The 19,050-nt window shown below is 76.5% G+C and carries 12 protein-coding genes; 3 read left to right on the top strand and 9 right to left on the bottom strand.

Annotated features, from left to right (window positions below):
* Window positions 1–6: 6 nt before the first annotated feature.
* The 7 genes from ACFY07_RS12995 to ACFY07_RS12965 form a co-directional block, all read right to left on the bottom strand.
* Entirely contained in the window at window positions 7–1,839 is a 1,833-nt protein-coding gene (locus tag ACFY07_RS12995) for an FAD-dependent oxidoreductase (RefSeq protein ID WP_390868706.1), read from the bottom strand.
* A complete protein-coding gene (locus ACFY07_RS12990) occupies window positions 1,836–3,515 on the bottom strand; it encodes a DUF4127 family protein (RefSeq protein WP_390868705.1) in 1,680 nt (559 codons plus the stop codon). Before ACFY07_RS12990 ends, ACFY07_RS12995 begins: the two co-directional genes overlap by 4 nt.
* Complete coding sequence (locus ACFY07_RS12985; protein ID WP_390868704.1) at window positions 3,512–4,552, bottom strand: ROK family protein; 1,041 nt, start codon at window positions 4,550–4,552, stop codon at window positions 3,512–3,514. The genes ACFY07_RS12990 and ACFY07_RS12985 overlap by 4 nt, the downstream gene beginning before the upstream one ends.
* Window positions 4,549–5,388 carry a GntR family transcriptional regulator gene (locus ACFY07_RS12980; protein WP_390868703.1) on the bottom strand — a complete coding sequence of 280 codons (840 nt, stop codon included), beginning with the start codon at window positions 5,386–5,388 and terminating at the stop codon, window positions 4,549–4,551. The genes ACFY07_RS12985 and ACFY07_RS12980 overlap by 4 nt, the downstream gene beginning before the upstream one ends.
* The gene (locus tag ACFY07_RS12975; protein WP_390868702.1) at window positions 5,385–6,320 is read right to left on the bottom strand and encodes a carbohydrate ABC transporter permease; all 936 of its coding nucleotides are present in this window, start codon (window positions 6,318–6,320) and stop codon (window positions 5,385–5,387) included. Before ACFY07_RS12975 ends, ACFY07_RS12980 begins: the two co-directional genes overlap by 4 nt.
* Window positions 6,317–7,195, bottom strand: a complete 879-nt coding sequence (locus tag ACFY07_RS12970) for a carbohydrate ABC transporter permease (protein ID WP_230653688.1) — start codon at window positions 7,193–7,195, stop codon at window positions 6,317–6,319. The genes ACFY07_RS12975 and ACFY07_RS12970 overlap by 4 nt, the downstream gene beginning before the upstream one ends.
* 98 nt (window positions 7,196–7,293) lie before the next feature.
* On the bottom strand, window positions 7,294–8,613 hold the full coding sequence (locus tag ACFY07_RS12965; protein WP_390868701.1) for an ABC transporter substrate-binding protein: 1,320 nt from the start codon (window positions 8,611–8,613) through the stop codon (window positions 7,294–7,296).
* Window positions 8,614–8,926: 313 nt separating this feature from the next.
* Between ACFY07_RS12965 and ACFY07_RS12960 the strand changes: the two genes are divergently transcribed.
* Complete coding sequence (locus ACFY07_RS12960; protein ID WP_390868700.1) at window positions 8,927–10,255, top strand: DUF3370 family protein; 1,329 nt, start codon at window positions 8,927–8,929, stop codon at window positions 10,253–10,255.
* A 115-nt stretch (window positions 10,256–10,370) separates the two neighbouring features.
* On the opposite strand, the gene ACFY07_RS12955 is transcribed toward ACFY07_RS12960, so the two are convergent.
* Together ACFY07_RS12955 and ACFY07_RS12950 are read right to left on the bottom strand one after the other, a co-directional pair.
* A complete protein-coding gene (locus tag ACFY07_RS12955) occupies window positions 10,371–12,212 on the bottom strand; it encodes a glycoside hydrolase family 15 protein (RefSeq protein WP_390868699.1) in 1,842 nt (613 codons plus the stop codon).
* 169 nt (window positions 12,213–12,381) lie between these two features.
* Window positions 12,382–12,807, bottom strand: a complete 426-nt coding sequence (locus tag ACFY07_RS12950; RefSeq protein ID WP_390868698.1) for a PPOX class F420-dependent oxidoreductase — start codon at window positions 12,805–12,807, stop codon at window positions 12,382–12,384.
* Between the two features lie 574 nt (window positions 12,808–13,381).
* Here ACFY07_RS12950 and ACFY07_RS12945 point away from each other — a divergent pair.
* Together ACFY07_RS12945 and ACFY07_RS12940 are read left to right on the top strand one after the other, a co-directional pair.
* The gene (locus ACFY07_RS12945; RefSeq protein WP_390868697.1) at window positions 13,382–14,440 is read left to right on the top strand and encodes a hypothetical protein; all 1,059 of its coding nucleotides are present in this window, start codon (window positions 13,382–13,384) and stop codon (window positions 14,438–14,440) included.
* A 574-nt stretch (window positions 14,441–15,014) separates the two neighbouring features.
* Window positions 15,015–18,869, top strand: a complete 3,855-nt coding sequence (locus tag ACFY07_RS12940) for a S8 family serine peptidase (RefSeq protein WP_390868696.1) — start codon at window positions 15,015–15,017, stop codon at window positions 18,867–18,869.
* Window positions 18,870–19,050 lie beyond the last annotated feature (181 nt).

The following is a 19,050-nucleotide window of genomic DNA, read 5'->3' as shown; positions in this document are numbered from 1 at the left end:
CCTTTCTCAGCTGCGGGCACTGCGGTCCAGTGCCCGGTCCACGGCCGTCCCGAGGGCGGCGGTGACGTCCCGCCAGGTGGAGCCGGGGGCCGCCGGTCCGGCGGACGCGGCGGCACCGGGCGCGAGCCGCTCGGCCGCGGCGGCCAGGGCCCGCAGGTCGGCGCCGGTGGCGGGCTCGTCCGGGAGGGCGTCGAGGGTGCCGGTCCGCGGACCGGCGAGGCCGCCCGCTGCGGCGAGCAGGTGGGCGGAGGGGAAGAGGGGGTCGTCGGACGCGACGTCGAGCAGCCAGGCGAGCGGTACGCCGTCGCGGGCGAGGGTGCGCTGCAGCAGGGCGCGTTCGCGGGGGTCGGCGACGACGCGGGCGGGGCCGGTGCCGCGTCCGGCGGCGTGCGCGGCCAGCGCCCCGGCGGCCTCGCCGACCGCCCACTCGCCGTGGTGGACCCGGTAGGCGGCCGCGGCGACCTGGGTGGCGGCGAGGTTCTTGGCGGCGGCCAGCAGGTTGGCGGGGGTGTCGGCGACGAGGACGGACAGCGGCACCTGGAACGGCGCGGTGGGCGCGTACGCGGACTGCGGGTGCCCGACCCGGGCGTGCAGGTCGAGGTGGTACCAGGCGACGCCGGCGCCGTCGTGCCGGTGGGCGGCGCGGGCCTGCCCGGGGACGGGCAGCAGGTCCTGCTCGCGCACGGGGCGGTCGGTGAGCAGCCGCCGGGACTCGCGGACGTAGGGCTCGGCGGCCAGGCCGTCGGGGGTGCCCGCGGCGGCCGGGGCCAGGCGCAGGCCGGAGTAGCCGCGGCCGGAGCCGTCGTCGCGGGGGCACTCGGTCTGCAGCCAGTGGAGGAAGGCGAGGGAGAGGGCGCGGGCCTCGGCGCGGGCGCGGCGGGGCTCGTGGACCAGGGAGGCGTCGGCGTAGTCGTTGCCGGCCCAGTTGACCAGGGCAATGTCGCGTCCGCCGAGCAGGGCGCCGTCGCGCAGCCGCCGGTAGGTCCAGAACGGCGGGTGGCCGTCGGGGCCGTCGGCGAACATGCGGTAGCGGTGGAGGCGGTCGTCCCAGCCGGCGATCTCCAGGGTGAAGGGCTGGGAGTCGCGCCAGCGCCGGTAGCCGGCGGGGCGGGGGACGGTGTGGTCCTCCCCCGGGCGGTGCTCGACGGCGAAGCCGACGGTGCAGGACTGCACGGCGTGCGGTTGCGGGCCGCCGGGCAGGGCGAGGCCCTCGCCGTGGGCGTCGCGGCCCTCGGAGCCGACGGTCCAGGGGGCGCCTGCGAGGGGAAGCAGCTCACCGGTCTCGGTGGCGTCGCAGAAGACGTCGGCGGCGAGGGCGAGGCGGCCGTCCGCCCCGGCGGGGCCGTCCTGCGGCCCCGGGCGGTCCGGGGCGGTCGCGGGCGGGGGGGCCTCGGCCAGGTGGACCTCGGCGAGGCGGTCCCCGTCGCGCCGCGCCGCGTACGGGCGGACGCCGGTGAGGACGCGCAGCCGGCCGGCGGCGACGTGGGGGGCGAGCAGGTCGGCGAGGGCCTGCTCGGCGGCGGCGGGTTCGAAGCACAGGCGGCTCACCCAGCCGCCGCCCGGGTTGGCCAGGCCGCCGTAGCGGGAGCGGACGAGGGTGCGGAACTCCCGGTAGGAGGCGGACACGCCGCCCTGCTCGACGTGGGGGTGCTCGTCGAGGGCGGGGACGAGCTGCGAGGTGACCTGGCCGCCGAGCACGGGCTGGTCGCAGGTGAGCACGACGGTGCGCCCGGCCCGGGCGGCGGCGAGGGCGGCGGCGACACCGCCGAGTCCGCCGCCGACGACGGCGACGTCGGCGGTCAGGGTGCGGGACGGCCTGCCGTCCTGACGGTTCGTCACTCCTGCTCCTCGGCCGGACGTGCGCCGGCCGCGGGGCCGGTGGCGGGGACGGCGGTGGCGGGGACGGCGGCGGTGGCCTGGACGGCGGCGGCGCCCCCCGTGAGGGCGAAGTCGACCTCGAAGGTGCGGTTCCACGGCAGCACGACGGACCGGGGGTCGACGGCCAGGCCGCCGAAGCCGGGCAGCCGGTCGCGGCAGGCGGCGAGGTCGGCGGCGACGGCGGCGAGCACGGGGTGGTCCGCCGGGACGCGGTCGTGGCGGGCGGGGTCGCTGCCGAGGGCGGCGCGGGCCCGGCCGCGGGCGGACGCCATGTACCCCCAGTCCTCCAGGAGGCGGTGGAGCAGGAGCCTGCGGTGGGCGTCCGCGTCGAAGCGGCCGGCGCGGCGCGCGGCGACGGCGGCCACCGTGTGCGCGGCCACGGTGCCGAGGGTGTTGCCGGCGGTGTTCCAGCCCGCGTACGAGGTGAGCCGCTCCAGGACGCCCTCGGCGGCGAGCGCCGCGACCAGGGCCGGGTCGGCGCCGTTGGGCTGGGCGCAGTCGGCGACGGCGACGCCGTGGCCCCCGTCCAGCAGGCGGGCGGCGCGGGCGGCCAGGGCGGCGGCCGGGGCCGGGTCGGTGGCGGCGGGCGGCGCGACGGCCCAGTCGCCGGCCCCGTCGGGGGTGTGCACGAGGAGGACGGCGTCCGGGGCCGGCCCCTCCGGGGCGACGGCGGTCGCCCCGCACGCCTCCAGCTGGCGGGCGGCGGTCGTGCCGACGGGCACGTTCTCGTACGGGGCGGTGCGCAGCAGTCCGGCGGGGTCGACGGCCTCGACGCGCACGGCCACCGGCCCCCCGCCGAAGAGGCCGAGGAGGGTGCGGGCGACGAGCGCGGTGCAGGCCTCGTCGGCGCCGGGGCGGACCGCGACGCGGCCGCGCAGGCCGAGCCAGTCCGCCCACCGGTCGAGCCAGTGCAGCTCGGCGGTGGCCAGGCCGTGGGGGGCGGTGTCGTCGGCGCCGACGACGAGGGAGCGGACGGTGCCGTCGGCGGCCAGTTCCAGGGCGGCGAGGTTGACGGCGTGGTTGCGCAGCCGCCGGGTGAGGAAGTCGGCGCGGACCTCCGGCGGCACGCGGCCGGCGGCGTCCCGGGCCTCGGCGGCGGCGCCCGCCTCCCCGTCCGCGGCACGGTGGAGGGCGGCGGAGAGCCGGTGGAGGTCCGGGCCGTGGGGGTCCCAGTAGGCGGGCTCCTCCATCGCGTCGGCGGAGTCGGGGGTGCGGGTGACGAGCGTGACCGCGTGGACGGGGGTGCCGCGGGCGGCGAGCGCGCGCAGGGGCTCCCAGGCGGCGGTGGCGGAGGCGACCGTCGCGGGCCGGGTGCGGGAGGCGATGAGGCCGCCGTGGCCGAGGGTCTCCAGGGACACCACGGCGGCGTCGGCGTCCGTGGCGGCGAGCCAGGAGCCGAGCGCGGCGGGGTCGCCGGGGCGGCGCAGCGCGGGGAGGGCGGCGGCGGGCGGCAGCAGCAGGTCGGCGCCGGCCACGGCGGCGACCATGCGGGGCAGCGCGGTGCAGGCGGGGCGCTCGTCGAGGGGGACGAGGGCGATCCGGGGCCTGCCGCCGGGACGCGGGGCGGCGGTGTGCGGGGCCGTGGCGTGCGGGGTGGCGGTGTGCGGGGTGGCGGGGCGGCCGGGGCCGGCGGTCACGCGGTGGCTCCGTTCGGGTGGGCGGGAACGGCGTCGGCGGGGGCGGCGGGGACGGGGTCCGCGAGGGCGGCGCGGGCCTCGGCCGCCGCGCCGAGGAGGACGGCGTCCGCGTCCAGCACCGACTGCACGACCGGGACCGCGCGCAGCAGCGGCAGGGTGTGCCGGGCCAGGGCGGAGCGCAGGGCGTCCGCGTACCAGGGCCCGGCGGCCAGGACGCCGCCGCCGAGCACGACGACGTCCGGGTCGAGGACGGCGACCACCCCGGCCAGGGCCGTGCCCAGGGCCTCGCCGCCGGCGCGCAGCACGCCGGCCGCGGCGGGGTCGCCGTCGCGGGCCAGCCGGGCCGCCGCGCGCAGGTCGGGCACCGGCAGGCCGGGCCGCAGCCGCCGGACCCCGGCGGCCATCGCGGGCCCGGAGGCCAGCGCCTCCACGTGGCCGTCGCGCCCGCAGGGGCAGGGCCGGCCCTCCGCGCCGGGGACGGGGACGTGGCCGAGGTGGCCCGCGGCCCCGGACGCGCCCCGCAGGACGCGCCCGCCGACGGCGACGGCGCCGCCGATGCCGGTCCCGGCCATCGCGGCGACGGCGAGGTGCGCGCCGCGGGCGGCCCCGGCGGCGGCCTCGCCGGCCAGGAACGCCTGGACGTCGCCGAGGACCGTGGCGGGGACGCCGAGCGCCTCCTCGAACCGGTCGGCGACCGCGGTCCCGGCCCAGCCGGGGAGGGCGGAGGTCGCCGCGGCGACCGTGCGGCCGTCGGGGCCGACGACGCCCGCCGTGCCGACGCCGGCGGCGGCCGGGGCGGCCGCACCGCGGTCGGCCGCGGCGTCGCGGACGGCGCGGGCCAGGCGCAGCGCGGTGGCGAGGACGGCGTCGGGGCCGTCCTGCGCCGGGGTGGGCGCGGCCGCCCGGACGGCGATGCGGTGGCCGGGGAGGACGGCGGCGGCCGTGGTCGTGGTGCCGCCGATGTCGACGGCGAGCACGGGGACGGGCGGGGGGACGGGGCGGGCGGGCGCGGGCGCGGAGGGGTCCGCGGGGTTCATGTGCGGCGCTCCCGGGTGATGGTGAGGCGGAAGTCGTACCGGTCGGCGCGGTAGAGGCTGACGGCGCGCTCCACGGCGCGGCCGCGGCCGTCGCGGGTGACCCGCTCGACGTGCAGGGCGGGGAACTGCGGCGGCACGTGCAGCAGTGCGGCCTGCCGGGCGTCGACGACGGTGGCGCGGACGGTCTGCTCGGCGCTCTCGGGTGCGGACCCGGCGCGCTCCAGCCACCCGTACAGGGAGCCGGGGTCGCCGTGCTCCAGCAGTCCGGGCACGAGCTGCTCGGGCAGCCAGACGTTCTCCAGGCACATCGGCTCGCCGTCGGCGGTGCGCAGCCGCTCCAGGTGTACCAGGGGCGCGCCGGGCTCGACGAACAGGTCGCGGGCGTTGGTGACGTCGGCGTGGACGCGCTCCAGGACGAGCAGCCGGCCGGCGGGGACCATGCGGCGCTCGCGGATGTCCTCCGAGAAGGAGGTCAGGCGCAGCGACTTGCTGATGGTCGCCGGTTCGGCGACGAAGGTGCCCGCGCCCTGGACGCGGTAGATGCGGCCCTCCTGGCCGAGGCGCTCCACGGCGCGCCGCACGGTGACGCGGCTGACGTCGTAGCGCTGCATCAGCTCCCGCTCGCTGGGGAGCATCTGGTGCGGGCTGCCGGCCTCGACGAGGTCGAGCAGGGCGCGGCGCAGCACCTCGTGCTTGGGCTCGCGCGGGGCGTCCCGGTCCGGGGGCGCCGCCTCCGTGCCGGTTCCCGTGGCCGTGGCCGTGCCGGTGCCCGTGGCCGTGCCGGTGCCCGTACCGGTGTCCGTACCGGTGCCGGTTCCCGTGTCCGTGGTGCTCATCCCTTGACCGCCCCCTCGCCTGCGCCTCGGAAGAAGAGCCGCTGCAGGGCGAAGAAGAGCGCGAGCAGCGGCACGACGGCCATCATCGTGCCCGCCGCGATCACCCGCTGGTCGTTGGTGAAGGTGCCGGACAGGTACTGGATGCCCACCGTCAGCGTGTAGTGGGCCGGGTCGGAGAGCACGACGAGCGGCCAGAGGAAGTCGTCCCAGGCGAAGACGAAGCTGAAGACGGCGACGGCGGCGAGGGTGCCGCGGGCCGACGGCAGGGCGATGCTCCGGAAGCGCTGCCACTCCCCCGCGCCGTCCAGGACGGCCGCCTCCTCGACCTCGGCGGGCAGCCGGCGGAAGGCGTTGCGCATGAGGAGCACCGACAGGCCGGAGGCGGCGAGCGGCAGCATGACGCCGAGCAGCGTGTCGGTGAGGTGCAGGGAGCGGGCCACCAGGAACTCGGAGACCATGATGCTCTCGAAGGGGATGATCATCGTGGCGAGGAAGACGCCGACGGCGACCGCCCGGCCGCGGAACCGCATCCGGGCGAGCGCGTACCCGGCCATGGACCCGAAGAGGCAGTTGGTGACGACGGAGCCGACGGCGACGACCAGGGAGTTCCCGGCGTACCGCAGGACGGGCACGGTGTCGAGGACCTCGCCGTAGTGGCGCAGCGTCGGGTGGTGCGGCACGAGCTGCGGCGGGTAGCCGAAGACCCGCTCGCCGTTGCCCTTGAGGGAGGTGGACAGCTGCCACAGGAAGGGGCCGACGGTGAGGACCAGCACGGCGGTGAGCAGCAGATAGCGGACCGCGAGGCCGGCGGCGCGGCGCGGGTCGCGGGTGCGGGGGGCCGGTCCGGGGGCGGCACCGGCGGTCCGGCCGTCGGCGGAGGCGGAGGCGGGTGCGGACGCCGACGCGGCGGCCCCGGTGTGCAGGGACGTCATGCGCGCTCCTCCCGGGTGTTGAGGCGGGTGACGGCGACCGACAGGCCGAGGGTGCCGAGGAAGAGGACGAGGCTCATCGCGGAGGCGTAGCCGGCCTCGCCGCCGAGGCCGAGGCCGGTCTCGCGGATGGTGTAGACGAGGGTGCGGGCCTCGCCGCCCGGTCCGGCGGTGCCGCTGCTGAGGGTGAAGACCTCCGCGAAGACCTTGGCGCCGGCGATGGCCGACAGGGTGGCGACCAGAACCATGGTGGGCCGGACCAGCGGCAGGGTGACGCTGCGGAAGCGGCGCACGGGGCCCGCGCCGTCGACCTCGGCGGCCTCCAGCAGCGACCGGGGGACGTTGGCGAGGGCGGCGAGGTAGACGACCATGTAGTAGCCCAGGCCCTTCCACACGGTCATGGCCATGGAGCCGAGGAGCAGCATCCGGGCGTCGGTGAGGAAGGGCAGCGGCGCGTCCACCAGGTGCAGTCCGCGCAGCAGGGAGTTGACCAGGCCGTCGCTGGACAGCAGCCACGACCAGATCAGGCCCGCGACCACCATCGAGGCGACGACCGGCGAGTAGAAGACGGCGCGGAAGAAGCCGATGCCGGCGACCCGGCGCTGGACGAGGACGGCGAGCAGCAGCGGCAGCACGACCATGCAGGGCACCACGACGGCGACGTAGAGGGCGGTGTTGCGCACCGAGAGCCAGAAGTCGGGGTCGTGCGCGAGCCGGACGTAGTTGTGCAGCCCGGTGAAGGTGCCCCCGCCCAGGGTGCTGGCGTCGGTGAAGGACAGCACGACGGTGTTGGCGAAGGGGACGAGGAAGAAGGCCGTGGCGACGGCCAGCGCCGGGGTGAGGAAGAGCCAGGGGACGTACCAGCGGCGGCCGGTCACGGATGCCTCCTTGTCCTGCGGGAGCAGGGGGTCTCGGGAGCGCGGGGGCCGCGGGCCGGGAGCGGTGCGCGCCCGGCCCGGCGGCGGTCCTGCGCGGGTCAGCCGGCGGCGCCGGTGATGCGGTTCGCGGCGTCGACGGCCTCGTCGAGCGCCTTCTGCGGCGCCAGGCGGCCCTGGAGGGCGAGCTGGACCTTGCCGATGACGGCGGCGGTCACGCGGGCGTCGTACTGGACGGGCACCAGGTTCTTCGCGCGGGCGATCTGCTCGGCGGAGATCCGGCGGGCCTTCGCCTCGGGCGAGCCGTCGCCGGCGGCGGTGAAGTACGGGTCCTTGAGGGAGGAGAGGGTGCTGGGCAGGATCGTCACGATCTTGCTGAAGGCGAGCTGGTTCTGCGCGTTGGACAGGTACTTGGCGAAGTCCAGGGCGGTGGCGCGGTTCTTGCTGCTCTTCGGGACCATCAGGCCCATGACGGACATGTTGACGGCGCCGTCGGGGCCGGTGATCTGGGGGCCGACGCCCGTGTCGGCGGCGATGTCGGCGGCGTTCTGCTTGACGACGGCGAGGAAGTTCGGGCCCGAGGGGAAGAGGCCGATGCGCCCGGCCTGGTAGGCCTCGGTCTCCTTGCTGTGGTTCTGGGTGAGGGAGTCCTTCGGGAAGACGCCGCCCTTGTAGGCGTCCACCAGCTTCTGCAGGTAGGCGGCGGCCTCGGGGGTGTTGAAGGTCCACTTCTTCCCGGAGGCGTCCAGCAGGGGCACGCCCTGCTTGGCGAGGTCGGTGATGAACCGGTTCTCCAGGGCGGGGTGGATGCCGTAGAAGTCGCCGTGGCCCGCGTCGGAGAGCTTCCGGCCGTCGGCGAGCAGCTCGTCGAAGGTCGTCGGGGGCTTCTCGGGGTCCAGGCCGGCCTTCTCGAACAGCTTCTTGTTGTACATGGTGACCTCGGAGGTGAGGTACCACGGCAGGTCGAAGGAGCCGGTCCGGCCGGGGACGGCGAAGGCCTCCCACGCGCCGGGCACGTAGCCGGACTTCACGTCGGCCGCGGCCTGGTCCATGTCGACGAAGAGGCCCTTGGACTCCAGCGCCTGGGCGAACTGCGGGTTGAGGTTGACCACGTCGGGCAGCGCCCCGGCGGCGGCGTCGGCGGTGAGCTTCTCCTGGGCCCCCTCGAAGGGGATGTCCACCCACTTCACGGTGGTGCCGGGGTGGGACTTCTCGTAGGCCTTGACCACGCCGTTCATGTAGTCGGTGAACGTCGGCTTGAGCTGGAGGGTCTCCAGCGTGATGGTGCCGCCGACCTTCCCCCCGCCGGACGCGGCGCCCGTGTCGGTGGACGAGCCGTCGGAGCCGAGCCCGCACGCACTGCTGGCGAGGGCGACGGCGACGGCGGTGACGGCGAGGCGGACGCCTCTGCTGCTGGGCATGACTCTCCTACGGGCTGCGGGCGGGCAGAGCCTGACGGGCCGGGATGCGGCAAGTGGTAGTGACCACTTGGCGAGCAAGGTGCCAGGAGGTCCGCCGGTCCGTCAACCCTTCGTTCACCGGACGGACCGGCAGGGGCCTTTCAGGGAGGGACACTCCACCGCAAACCTGAGCACGATCGGCGGCCAGCCGGGGAATTCCGGTCGGACCGCTTCCCGGGACGACGCGCCCCTGGTATCTACCTCTTGGCTCCGATGGACGCCGCAGACCGCCGACGCACCCGCTCGGACGGCTCCCGGACACGAGGAGAGCTCCATGACCCGCGGTTCCACCCCCTCCCGCAGGACCCTGCTGGGGCTCGCCCCCGCCCTCCTGGCGGGCAGCGCCCTGCCGCTGGCCGCCGCCGGCACCAGCCGGGCCGCTGGTAGGGACCACTCACTGCCGGACCGGGCGGCCCGGCGCGCCGCCGCGTCGGCCGGGGCGGCGGACACGGTGATCGGCACCGACGCCTGGTCCGCGGGGACGCCCGCCGCGCCCGGGCCCACCGTCCCGCGCGACCTGCTGCTCCAGCTGCCCGGCGGCCCCGGCGGCCCCGAGATGTTCGTCTCCAACAACCCCGAGACGTTCACCGGCCCCGGGTGGCTCGCCCAGTGCGGGCGCACCACCGCCAACCGCGGCGGCGCCGCCCACCCCCTCTCGGGCACCTTCCCGGTGTACCTGTACCACCAGAACAGGACCGGGGCCACGGCCTGGCTGCACGTCCTGGCGTCCAACCCCGGCACCGCGCCCGTCACGGTCAGCGCCCGCGGCTCGGTGTGGACCAACGCCGACAAGCCCCTCGTCCAGGACCCGGCCCAGCGCGCCGGCACCGGCCCCTGCTACGCCACCTCCCTCGACTGGGCCACCGGCTCGCTGCGCGAGTACCTCGCGCCCACCTCCGTGGCCCCCCGCACCATGGTGGAGATCGCCCGCATACCGCTGACCTCGTCGATCGCCGACGGCCTGCTGGAGGTCACCGCGAGCGGCGGCGTGCACGTCTACACGGCGGCCACCGCGGACGGGAGCACCGCCGCCGCGATCAACTCCACCCAGCACGACGACCAGGCCGCCCCGGGCGACATCGCCTCCCAGACCGCCACCACCTACGGCCGCGAGGCGGGCGTCTACGCCGCCTCCCGCTGGGACACCGGCACGGTGGCCGTGGACGTCCCCGCGGCCGGCCGGTACCTCGGACTGGCCGTCAAAACCACCGTCCGGCAGCGGGCCGAACTCGACCAGACGGTGCCGGCGACCGCCGCCCTCTCCGACTCCTCGCAGCGCAGCTGGGGCAACTACGGCATGCGGTACGCCGTCGCGCTGCGGCTGCGCAACCCCTCCGGGACGACCCGCACGGTGGCGCTGACCTTCGGCTCGAACGTCACCGGCACCGTGGACGTGCCCGGCGACACCTGGAACGGCGCCGCAACGCTGCGGGTGGACGGCGGGACGGCCCAGGTGAGGACCGTCTACGTCCGGCCCACGGTTCCGCGCTGCGGCCTCGGCAGCTTCCTGCTCCCGGCGGGCGGGGAGACCCTGCTGGAGCTGGACTTCGAGGTGCCGGGCCTCATCACGGCGGGCTCGCAGCTGCTGCTGGAGAGCGTCTGAGGGTCCCCCGGCCGGGTCCCGGGGCGGCGCGCCTCCCCGTGACCCGGCCCGTCGCAGGCCCGGACCGTCCCAGGGCCGGACCGTCCCAGGGCCGGACCGTCGCAGGGCCGGGCCGTCACAGGGCCCGGTCGAGGGTGAAGGCGGCGCTGATGAGGGAGAGGTGGGTGAACGCCTGGGGGAAGTTGCCCTGCTGCTCGCCCGTGGGCCCGATCTCCTCCGCGTACAGGCCCAGGTGGTTGGCGTAGGTGAGCATCTTCTCGAAGGCGAGCCGGGCCTCGTCCAGGCGTCCGGCACGGGCCAGCGCCTCGACGTACCAGAACGAGCAGATCGAGAAGGTGCCCTCCGCCCCCTGCAGCCCGTCGGGGCTGGCCTCCGGGTCGTAGCGGTACACGAGGGAGTCGGAGACCAGGTCCGCGGTGAGGGCGTCCAGGGTGGACAGCCAGCGGGGGTCGGTGGGCGACACGAACTTCGCCATCGGCATCATCAGCACCGCGGCGTCGAGGACGTCGCCGTCCAGGCACTGGACGAAGGCGCGGCGCTCCGGCGACCAGCCGCGCCGCATGATCTGGCGGTAGATCGCGTCGCGGCTCGTCATCCAGCGCAGGAGGTCGGCGGGCAGTCCGCGGCGCCGGGCGGTGCGCACGGCGCGTTCGAGCGCGACCCAGCACATGAGCCGCGAGTAGAGGAAGTTCCGGCGGCCGCCGCGGGTCTCCCAGACGCCCTCGTCGGGCTGGTCCCAGTGGTCGCAGACCCAGTCCGCCAGCAGGCAGACGTCCTCCCACTGGTCGCTGGAGATGGGCTGCCCCCACTTGTCGTAGAGGTAGACCGAGTCGATGAGGGCGCCGTAGATGTCCAGCTGCAGCTGGGAGGAGGCGTCGTTGCCGATGCGCACCGGGGCGGAGTCGAGGTGGCCCCGGAGGTGGGCGAGTTCGCGTTCGGGCAGGTCGCTGCGGCCGTCGATGCCGTACATGATCTTCAGCGGGCCGGAGGCGCCGCCGTCCTGCGCCTTGATGCGCTCGGAGAGGAAGCCCATGAACGCCTCGGCCTCGGCGGTGAACCCCAGCCTGAGCAGCGCGTACACGCAGAAGGCGGCATCGCGGATCCACACGTACCGGTAGTCCCAGTTGCGCTCGCCGCCGATCCGCTCCGGCAGGCTGGTGGTGGGCGCGGCCACGATGGCGCCGGTCGGCGCGTAGGTCAGCAGCTTGAGGGTCAGCGCGGAGCGGTGCACCATCTCCCGCCACCGGCCGCGGTAGCGGGAGCCGGCGATCCAGCGCCGCCAGAAGTCGACCGTCTCCTCGAACGCGCACTGCGCCTCCGCCTGCGGGCAGGCCCGGGGGACGACGTCGCCCCCGACGCGGTCCAGGGCGAAGACGGCGCACTCGCCCTCGGCCAGCTTGAAGCGGGAGTGGACGTCGGGCCCGTCGCAGTCCAGCGGCACGTCGGAGGTGAGCGCGAGCGACAGCGGAGAGGAGTGGAAGAGCACGTGGCCGGGTCCGAGCGCCTGGACGGTGTGCGGCTCGCTCCCGTAGCCGAACCGGGGGGCCACGCGCACCCGGAACGGCAGCGTGCCGCGCACGCACATCACCCGCCGGATGAGCCGGTGGCGGTCCACCTCGCCCGGCCGGTCGGTGACCGGCATGAAGTCCTGGACCTCGCCGACCCCGTCGGCGGCGAAGAAGCGCGTGATCAGGACGTTGGTGTCGGGGAAGTAGAACTGCCGGACCCGGGCGGGCAGGTCGGCGGCGAGCTCGAAGGAGCCGCCCCGCTCGGGGTCCAGGAGCGCCGCGAAGACGCTGGGGGCGTCGAAGCGCGGGCAGCAGTACCAGTCGATGGTGCCGTCGCTGCCCACCAGGGCGGTGGTCCTGAGGTCACCGATCAGCCCGTGCTCGGCGATCGGCAGGCACCGGGGGCTGTCCGCCCCGGCGCCGGCACGTGGTGGGTCGTCCGTGGTCATCGCCCGGTCTCCCTGCGCCCCGCACGGCGGTCACGGGGCATCGGCCGCTTCCGGTTCGTTCCAGGGTAGCCCCGGCCGCCCGGACCCACCCGGCGGGCGGGCGGCCGGGCCCGCAGGGGCGGGCCGGGGCGCCGAGGGCGGGCCGGGGCGCCGGGGGCGCCCGGCGGGGTCAGACGTCGCGGGCGTGGGGCGGGGCGAAGGCGCCGGTGTCGAGGCCCCAGCCGAGGATGCGGCGCGGGGTGATGCGGATGAGCCCCTCGGGGAAGGCGGGCGGGAGGTCGGGGCTGCCCGGGGCGACGGCGGCGGCGACGCCGCGGATCTCGACGCCGCGGGGGGACCAGGGGTCGGTCGAGGCGAGGTCGTCGACGACGAAGGAGACCCGCGGGTCGGCCTGGATGTTGCGGAACTTGCGGCTGGCGGCCAGGTGGAGGCCGCCGATGTCGATGGTGCCGAGGTCGGCGTTGACCGTGTAGACGACGGGCCGGCTCTGGGGGGCGCCGTCCGGGCCCAGGGTGGCGAGCCTGCCCAGGCGCTGCCCCAGCAGGTACTCCTGCTCGGCCTCGGACCAGGGGGCGGCCGACGGGGTCTCGGTCATCTCGGTGCCTCTCCGGTGGCTGCACTGCCGTTCACGGCGTCCATCCTGCCGCGGGAGGGCCGGGAGCGCCCGTCGGGCTCCGGCCGCCGCGGTCCTGGACGGGCTCACCGGCCTCCGCCTCACCGCCGCCGCCCGCCCCGTCGGACTCCTCCACCTCGTCACCGGCGTCATCACCGGCGTCCTGCCCGTCCTTCCGACCGGCTCCTCCCCGGGTGCGTCGCTGCGGCCCGCCCCGCGGGATGTTACAGAGAGGGAAATTCCTTCCCCGTGTGTAAGGGCGGGAGGAGGCCGCCGAACAGCACGACGACACCGCCGGACCGCGCCTCGGCGGGGCTCCCGCCGCAGCCTGGCCGCCCCTGTCCCTGCACCCCACCTGCGCTTCCTTGCTGCGCCGTCCGGCCGCCGTGCTCCGCGACGGCCGGAGGGGGGCATCGGCCCGGCGGCGCGGACCGGTAAGGGCGGCTACCCGCCCCTGCCGTCCATCTCTGCGTTACACCTAGTGCAACTGATGGCTTCTCTGTATCTTCCGTGCTGGCTGCGCAGCCCCACCCCCGCCCCCCTTACAGGAGGACCCGTGCGTCCGCACCTGAACCGCCCGCTCCCCCGCAGGCTCGCCGCCCTCGGACTGTCCCTCACCGCCCTGACCGGCGCCGCACTGGTCGCCCCCCAGACCGCGCAGGCCGCCGTCACCCGCATCCGCCTCGGCAGTTCCTCCGACGTCAGCCGCACCGCGTGGAACGGGCCGGCGTTCACCATGAACGGCAGCGGCGCGGTCGTCACCGCCACCATGGCGAAGGCCGTCACCGCGATCACCGGCGGCAGCGGCAGCATGGACGTCGTGGTGCTCGCCGACGCCAAGACCACCTCGGGCAGCCAGACCCCCGAGTGCGACGTGATCATGACCCTCGGCGGCGTCAACTCCTGTACCACCGAGGTGCTGACCTCCGCGCGGGACGGCAACAACGCCCAGGTCAACACCGACATCCGCAACGCCGAGTTCGTCTACTTCGCGGGCGGCAACCAGTGCGACTACGCCGCGTGGAAGGGCACCGCCCTCCAGGCGTCGGTGCAGTCGGTCGTCGCCAAGGGCGGCGGCTCGGGCGGCGGCAGCGCGGGACACCACATCAACAGCGCCGTCGTCTACGACGCCTGCGGCGGCAGCACCGACTCCGCGACCGCCCTGGCGAACCCGTACGACAGGACGGTCACCTTCACCACCGGCATGTTCTCCTGGCCGAACTACGGCGACACCGTCAACGACTCCCACTTCGTCACCCGGGACCGGATGGGCCGCACCATGGCCTTCGTCGCCCGCATGCTCAAGGGCGGCCTGACCGGCTCCGGCAAGGCCTGGGGCGTGGGCGTCGAGCAGGGCGGCTCGCTCTTCCTCGACAGGAACGGCCTGGCCACCCTCTCCGGCGCCGACGCCTACGTGGTGCTGGGCGACCACCAGCCCGAGCAGGCCGTCTCGGGCAAGCCGCTGACGTTCTCGAACTACAAGATCTGGCGCCTGACCGACGGCTCCACCTACGACTTCGCCCACCGCCCGACCTGCGGCTACTACCTCCGGAGCGTCACCAACGGCGTCGCCGACGCCAACCTCTACAGCGGGACCCCGGTGACGACCTGCTGAACCCCGGCACGACCTGCCGGACCCCGGTCCCCGCCGCCCGCCCGCGCACGCCCCGGGCGGGCGGCGGGGACCGGCCCCGTCCGGGACCGCGCGCCCTCACGGGCGGCGGAGGCGGGCGGCGGGTGACGGACGGCGGCCCTGCCGGACCGGGCCCGGACCGGGCCCGGACCGGGCCCGGCTCAGTCCCCGAGCTGCCCGCGCACGCGGCGGGAGGGGGTGAAGGCGTACAGGTCGAGGACGCGGGGACGCCGTCGACCTCGACCACGACGGCGGTGCGGCCCCCGTCCTCCAGGTCCGCGGCGGCGGCCAGGGCGCGGGCGGCGGCCCGTGCGGAGGGTGACGAACCGTCAGCGCAGACGCGCGGCACCGGCCGGGCACCGCTCCGGCGCGCCCCGGCACCCGGTCGCGGCCGGCGCACCTGCCGCCCCGCGCCGCTTCCCGCCCCCGCCCCCGCCCCCGCATGTCCGACATGGACAGCACAGCACGTCAAAACCGTTGGCAGGTTTGCGTCACGGCGTCTTCCCGTCGCGCCGCGCCGTTCCGCCCGCCCGGGACCGGCCGGTAGACCCTCCCCATGACGAATCCCCCCTCCCGCCGGCGGACCCGCTCCGCGGTGGCCGCAGCGGCGACCGGCCTGGCGGTGACCGCCGCGCTGTTCGCCCCCGCGACCGCCGGGAACGCAGCCGCCGCGGTGCCCGGCGCCGCTCCCGGAGCGAGTCCGCAGCAGAGCCCGCCGGTCCGGGACCGGACGACGGTCACCCTGGTCACCGGCGACACCGTGACGGTCACGACCCTGGCCGACGGGCACCAGACCGCCGAGGTGGAGCGCCCGCGGGGCGCCGTCGGCGGTGTGCGGACCCAGACCGTCGGCAAGGACGTCTACGTCCTCCCCGACGAGGCGCTGCCGTACGTCGCCGCCCGGAAGCTGGACCGCCGCCTGTTCGACGTGTCCGCCCTGGTCCGCGACCGGTACGACGACGCGCACACCGACGGCCTGCCGCTGCTGGTCTCGTACACCGCCGCGCGGTCGGCGGCGCGGTCGGCCGCCGCGCCGGCCGGCGCGACGGTGACGCGCCCGCTGCCGGGCATCCGCGGCGCGGCCGTGCGGGCGCGGAAGAAGGACGCGCGGCGGTTCTGGGACGCGGTCGCCCCGGCGGCGGCACGGTCCGGGAAGGCCGCCCCCGCGCTCGGGAACGGCATCGCCCGGATCTGGCTGGACGGCCGCGTGAAGGCGCAGATGGCCGACAGCAACGCGCAGATCGGCACCGCCGCCGCGTGGTCCGCCGGGTACGACGGCAAGGGCGTCAAGGTGGCGGTGCTCGACACCGGCTACGACACGCACCACCCCGACCTGGCGGGCCGGGTGGGCGACTCGGCGAGCTTCGTGCCGGGCGAGACCGTCGAGGACGGCTTCGGCCACGGCACGCACGTCCTGTCCACGGTCGGCGGCAGCGGCGCGGCCTCCGACGGCCGGGAGAAGGGCGTCGCGCCGGGCGCCGACCTGCTGGTCGGCAAGGTGCTCGGCAACGACGGCTGGGGCCAGGAGTCCTGGATCATCGCGGGCATGGAGTGGGCGGCCCACTCCGGCGCGCGGGTGGTCAGCATGAGCCTGGGCTCCACCGACGCGTACGACGGCACGGACGCGGAGAGCACGGCGCTCGACAACCTCACCGCCGAGACCGGCGCGCTCTTCGTGGTCGCCGCGGGCAACCGCGGCTGCGAGGGCTGCATCGGCTCGCCCGGCGCGGCCGACGCGGCACTGACCGTGGGGGCGGTCGACTCCCAGGACCGGCTGGCGTACTTCTCCAGCCGGGGCCCGCGCTTCCGCGACTACGCCATGAAGCCGGACATCGCGGCCCCGGGCGTGGGCATCCTGGCGGCGAAGGCCGGCGGGACCGCCGCGACCGGCTGGTACACGAGGATGGACGGCACCTCGATGGCCACCCCGCACGTGGCGGGCGCCGCGGCGCTGCTGGCCCAGGAGCACCCCGGCTGGCGGGCGCAGCAGCTCAAGGACGCGCTGATGAGCACGGCGAAGCGGCTCGACGGCTACGACGCCTACGCGGTGGGCGCGGGCCGGCTCTCGGTCCCCGACGCGGTGGACGCCTCGGTCACCGCCACCGGCTCGGCGTACTTCGGCTTCGTCCCCTGGGGGCAGGCGGACGGCGGGCGCGTCGACCGGACCCTCACGTACACCAACACCTCGGACGCGCCGGTCACCCTGCACCTGAGGGAGACCGCGGCTGTGGCGGGCGGCCCCTACGACGGCGCGGGCGGCGGGAGCGGCCCGGGTCCGCGCAGCACGGCGGCGCGGGCGGCCGGCAGTGCGCCGGCGGTGGGCGACGCCGCTCCGGAGGGCATGTTCACCCTCGGCGCCGACACCGTGACCGTGCCCGCGCACGGCACCGCGGACGTCACGGCGTCCGCCGAGCCGCGCCTGGGCGCACCGGGCACCCGCTACCTCGGGCAGGTCACCGCCACCGACGACGCGGGCGCGGTGCGCACCCGCACCCAGGTGGGCCTCTACGAGGAGGACGAGCGGTACACCCTCCACGTGGCGGTGAAGGACCGCGAGGGCGGCCCGGCGGGCGGCACCCTGGTCTACCAGCAGGTGGGCGACCCGGACTTCTCCTTCGCCCAGGTCGACCCGGGGACCGGGACCGCCGACCTGCGGTGGCGCAGGGGCACGTACAACGCGTTCATGCTCGTGGACGTGCAGGGGTCCGGCGGGCCGGACACGCAGGGCCTGGCGCTGATGGGCGACCCGGAGCTCGTGCTCGACCACGACCGGGACCTGGTGCTGGACGCGCGCCGCGCCGTCCCCGTGAAGGCCGTGGTGCCCCACGAGACGGAGCCGCGCTTCCGGCAGATGGAGTGGTACCGCTCCCCCGGCGGCACGGGGTCGGACTCGGACACCACGTACCTGCTGCCCGCGCGGTACGACGACATGTTCGTCCTGCCGACGGAGAAGGTCACCGGCGGCTCGTTCGAGTACAACACCCGCTGGCGGCTGGCGAAGCCGCTGCTGAAGGCGTCCGACGGCGGCACGGACCTGCCGGTGGCCGTGCAGGCCGGCTCCGGCCTCTACGACGGCAGCGGCACCCTCGACGCGGTCTGGGCCGGGGACGCCTCGGCGCCGGACTTCGGCGCGGTGCGCGGGAGGATCGCCGTGGTCGCGGTCGGCGGCGGCTTCGACGGCCCGGCGCTCGCCCGGTCGGCCGCCGACGCCGGGGCGCGGCTGGTGCTCCTGGCGAACACCCTCGGCGGCAGGCTGTCCGCCTGGGTGGGCGACCCCGACGGCGGGCGCAGCCGGGTGCCGGTGGCGTCCGTGCCGACGGCCGCCGCGCAGCGGCTGCTCGCGGAGGTGCGGGCCGGAGGCGCCCGGCTGCACCTGGAGGGCACCCCGGACACCCCGTACGTCTACGACCTGCAGGACGCGCACGCCGGCCGGGTGCCGGACGCGCTGACCTACCGGCCGCGGGCGTCGGACCTGGCCCGGGTGGACATGCGGTTCCACGGCGGGGCGCGCGCCGAGGGCTCCGAGTTCCGCTGGGACTTCCGCCCCCACCGCACGAGGGAGTTCGCCTTCCAGCAGGTCCAGACCATGCCGGCGACCCGCGTCGACTACGTCTCCGCCGAGCCGGGCACCGGCTGGCACGAGGACCTGCGCACCGGGCCCGACAGCGCCTGGGAGTCGCGCGGGCCGGGCATCGTCTCCTACGGCCCGGGGCAGCACGTCGTGCGGGAGTGGTTCGGCCCGGTGGTCGCGCCGCGCAACGGCGTCGGCTACTGGCTCTCGAAGAGCGACTACGGCTGGACCTCCGTCAACCTGCAGCCGTGGTCGGACGGGGGCGACGGCACGGCAGGCACCATCGACGGCCCGACGGCGTCGGTGGTCCTCAAGGCGTACAAGAACGGCACGCTGGTGAAGACCAACACCTACGACGCCTCCGCCCACATCAGCACCGCGGGCGACACCGCCCCGGCCGCGATCGGGCTGGACCTGGAGGCGCGGCGGGACGGCGCGGTGTACGGGACCAGCATCCGCACGCACACCGTGTGGTCGACCCACGCGCCGCTGCGCGGGCCCGACGACGGCCCGGCGGTGCTGCCGCTGCTGCAGCTGGACTACCGGGTGGCCACCGACCTGGCCGGGGCCGCTTCCGGCGGCGTCCAGACGGTGGGGCTCTCCGCCTACCACCTGAAGGGCGCGGAGGGCGGGACGGTCGGCGCGCCGACGCTGGACGTCTCCTTCGACGACGGCGGGACGTGGCAGCCGGCCCGGGTGGCGCGCGGTGCGGACGGCACCTGGAGCACCGTCTTCACGGCGCCGGACCACGGCTTCGTCTCGCTGCGGGCGGCGGCCTCCGACGACCGGGGGAACGCCGTCACCCAGGAGGTGGTCCGCGCCTACGGGCTGAAGGGCTGACGACCGGACGGCCCGGGTGACGGGGCGGCCGCGGCGCACGGTGCGCCGCGGCCGCCTCCGCGTCTCCCCCTGCGGGGGCGGCCGCGGCGGGGCGGGCGCCGGGCGGGGGCGGCGGCGGCCCCGGACGGTACGGCACGGGCGCGACCGGCCGCCCGCACGCCGGCCCCCGGGGGTGCTGATG

Source organism: Streptomyces sp. NPDC001380 (assembly GCF_042895785.1).
Lineage (GTDB): Bacteria > Actinomycetota > Actinomycetes > Streptomycetales > Streptomycetaceae > Peterkaempfera.
Note: the sequence above shows the minus strand (reverse complement) of the source record. Positions and strands in the feature narration are given on the sequence as shown.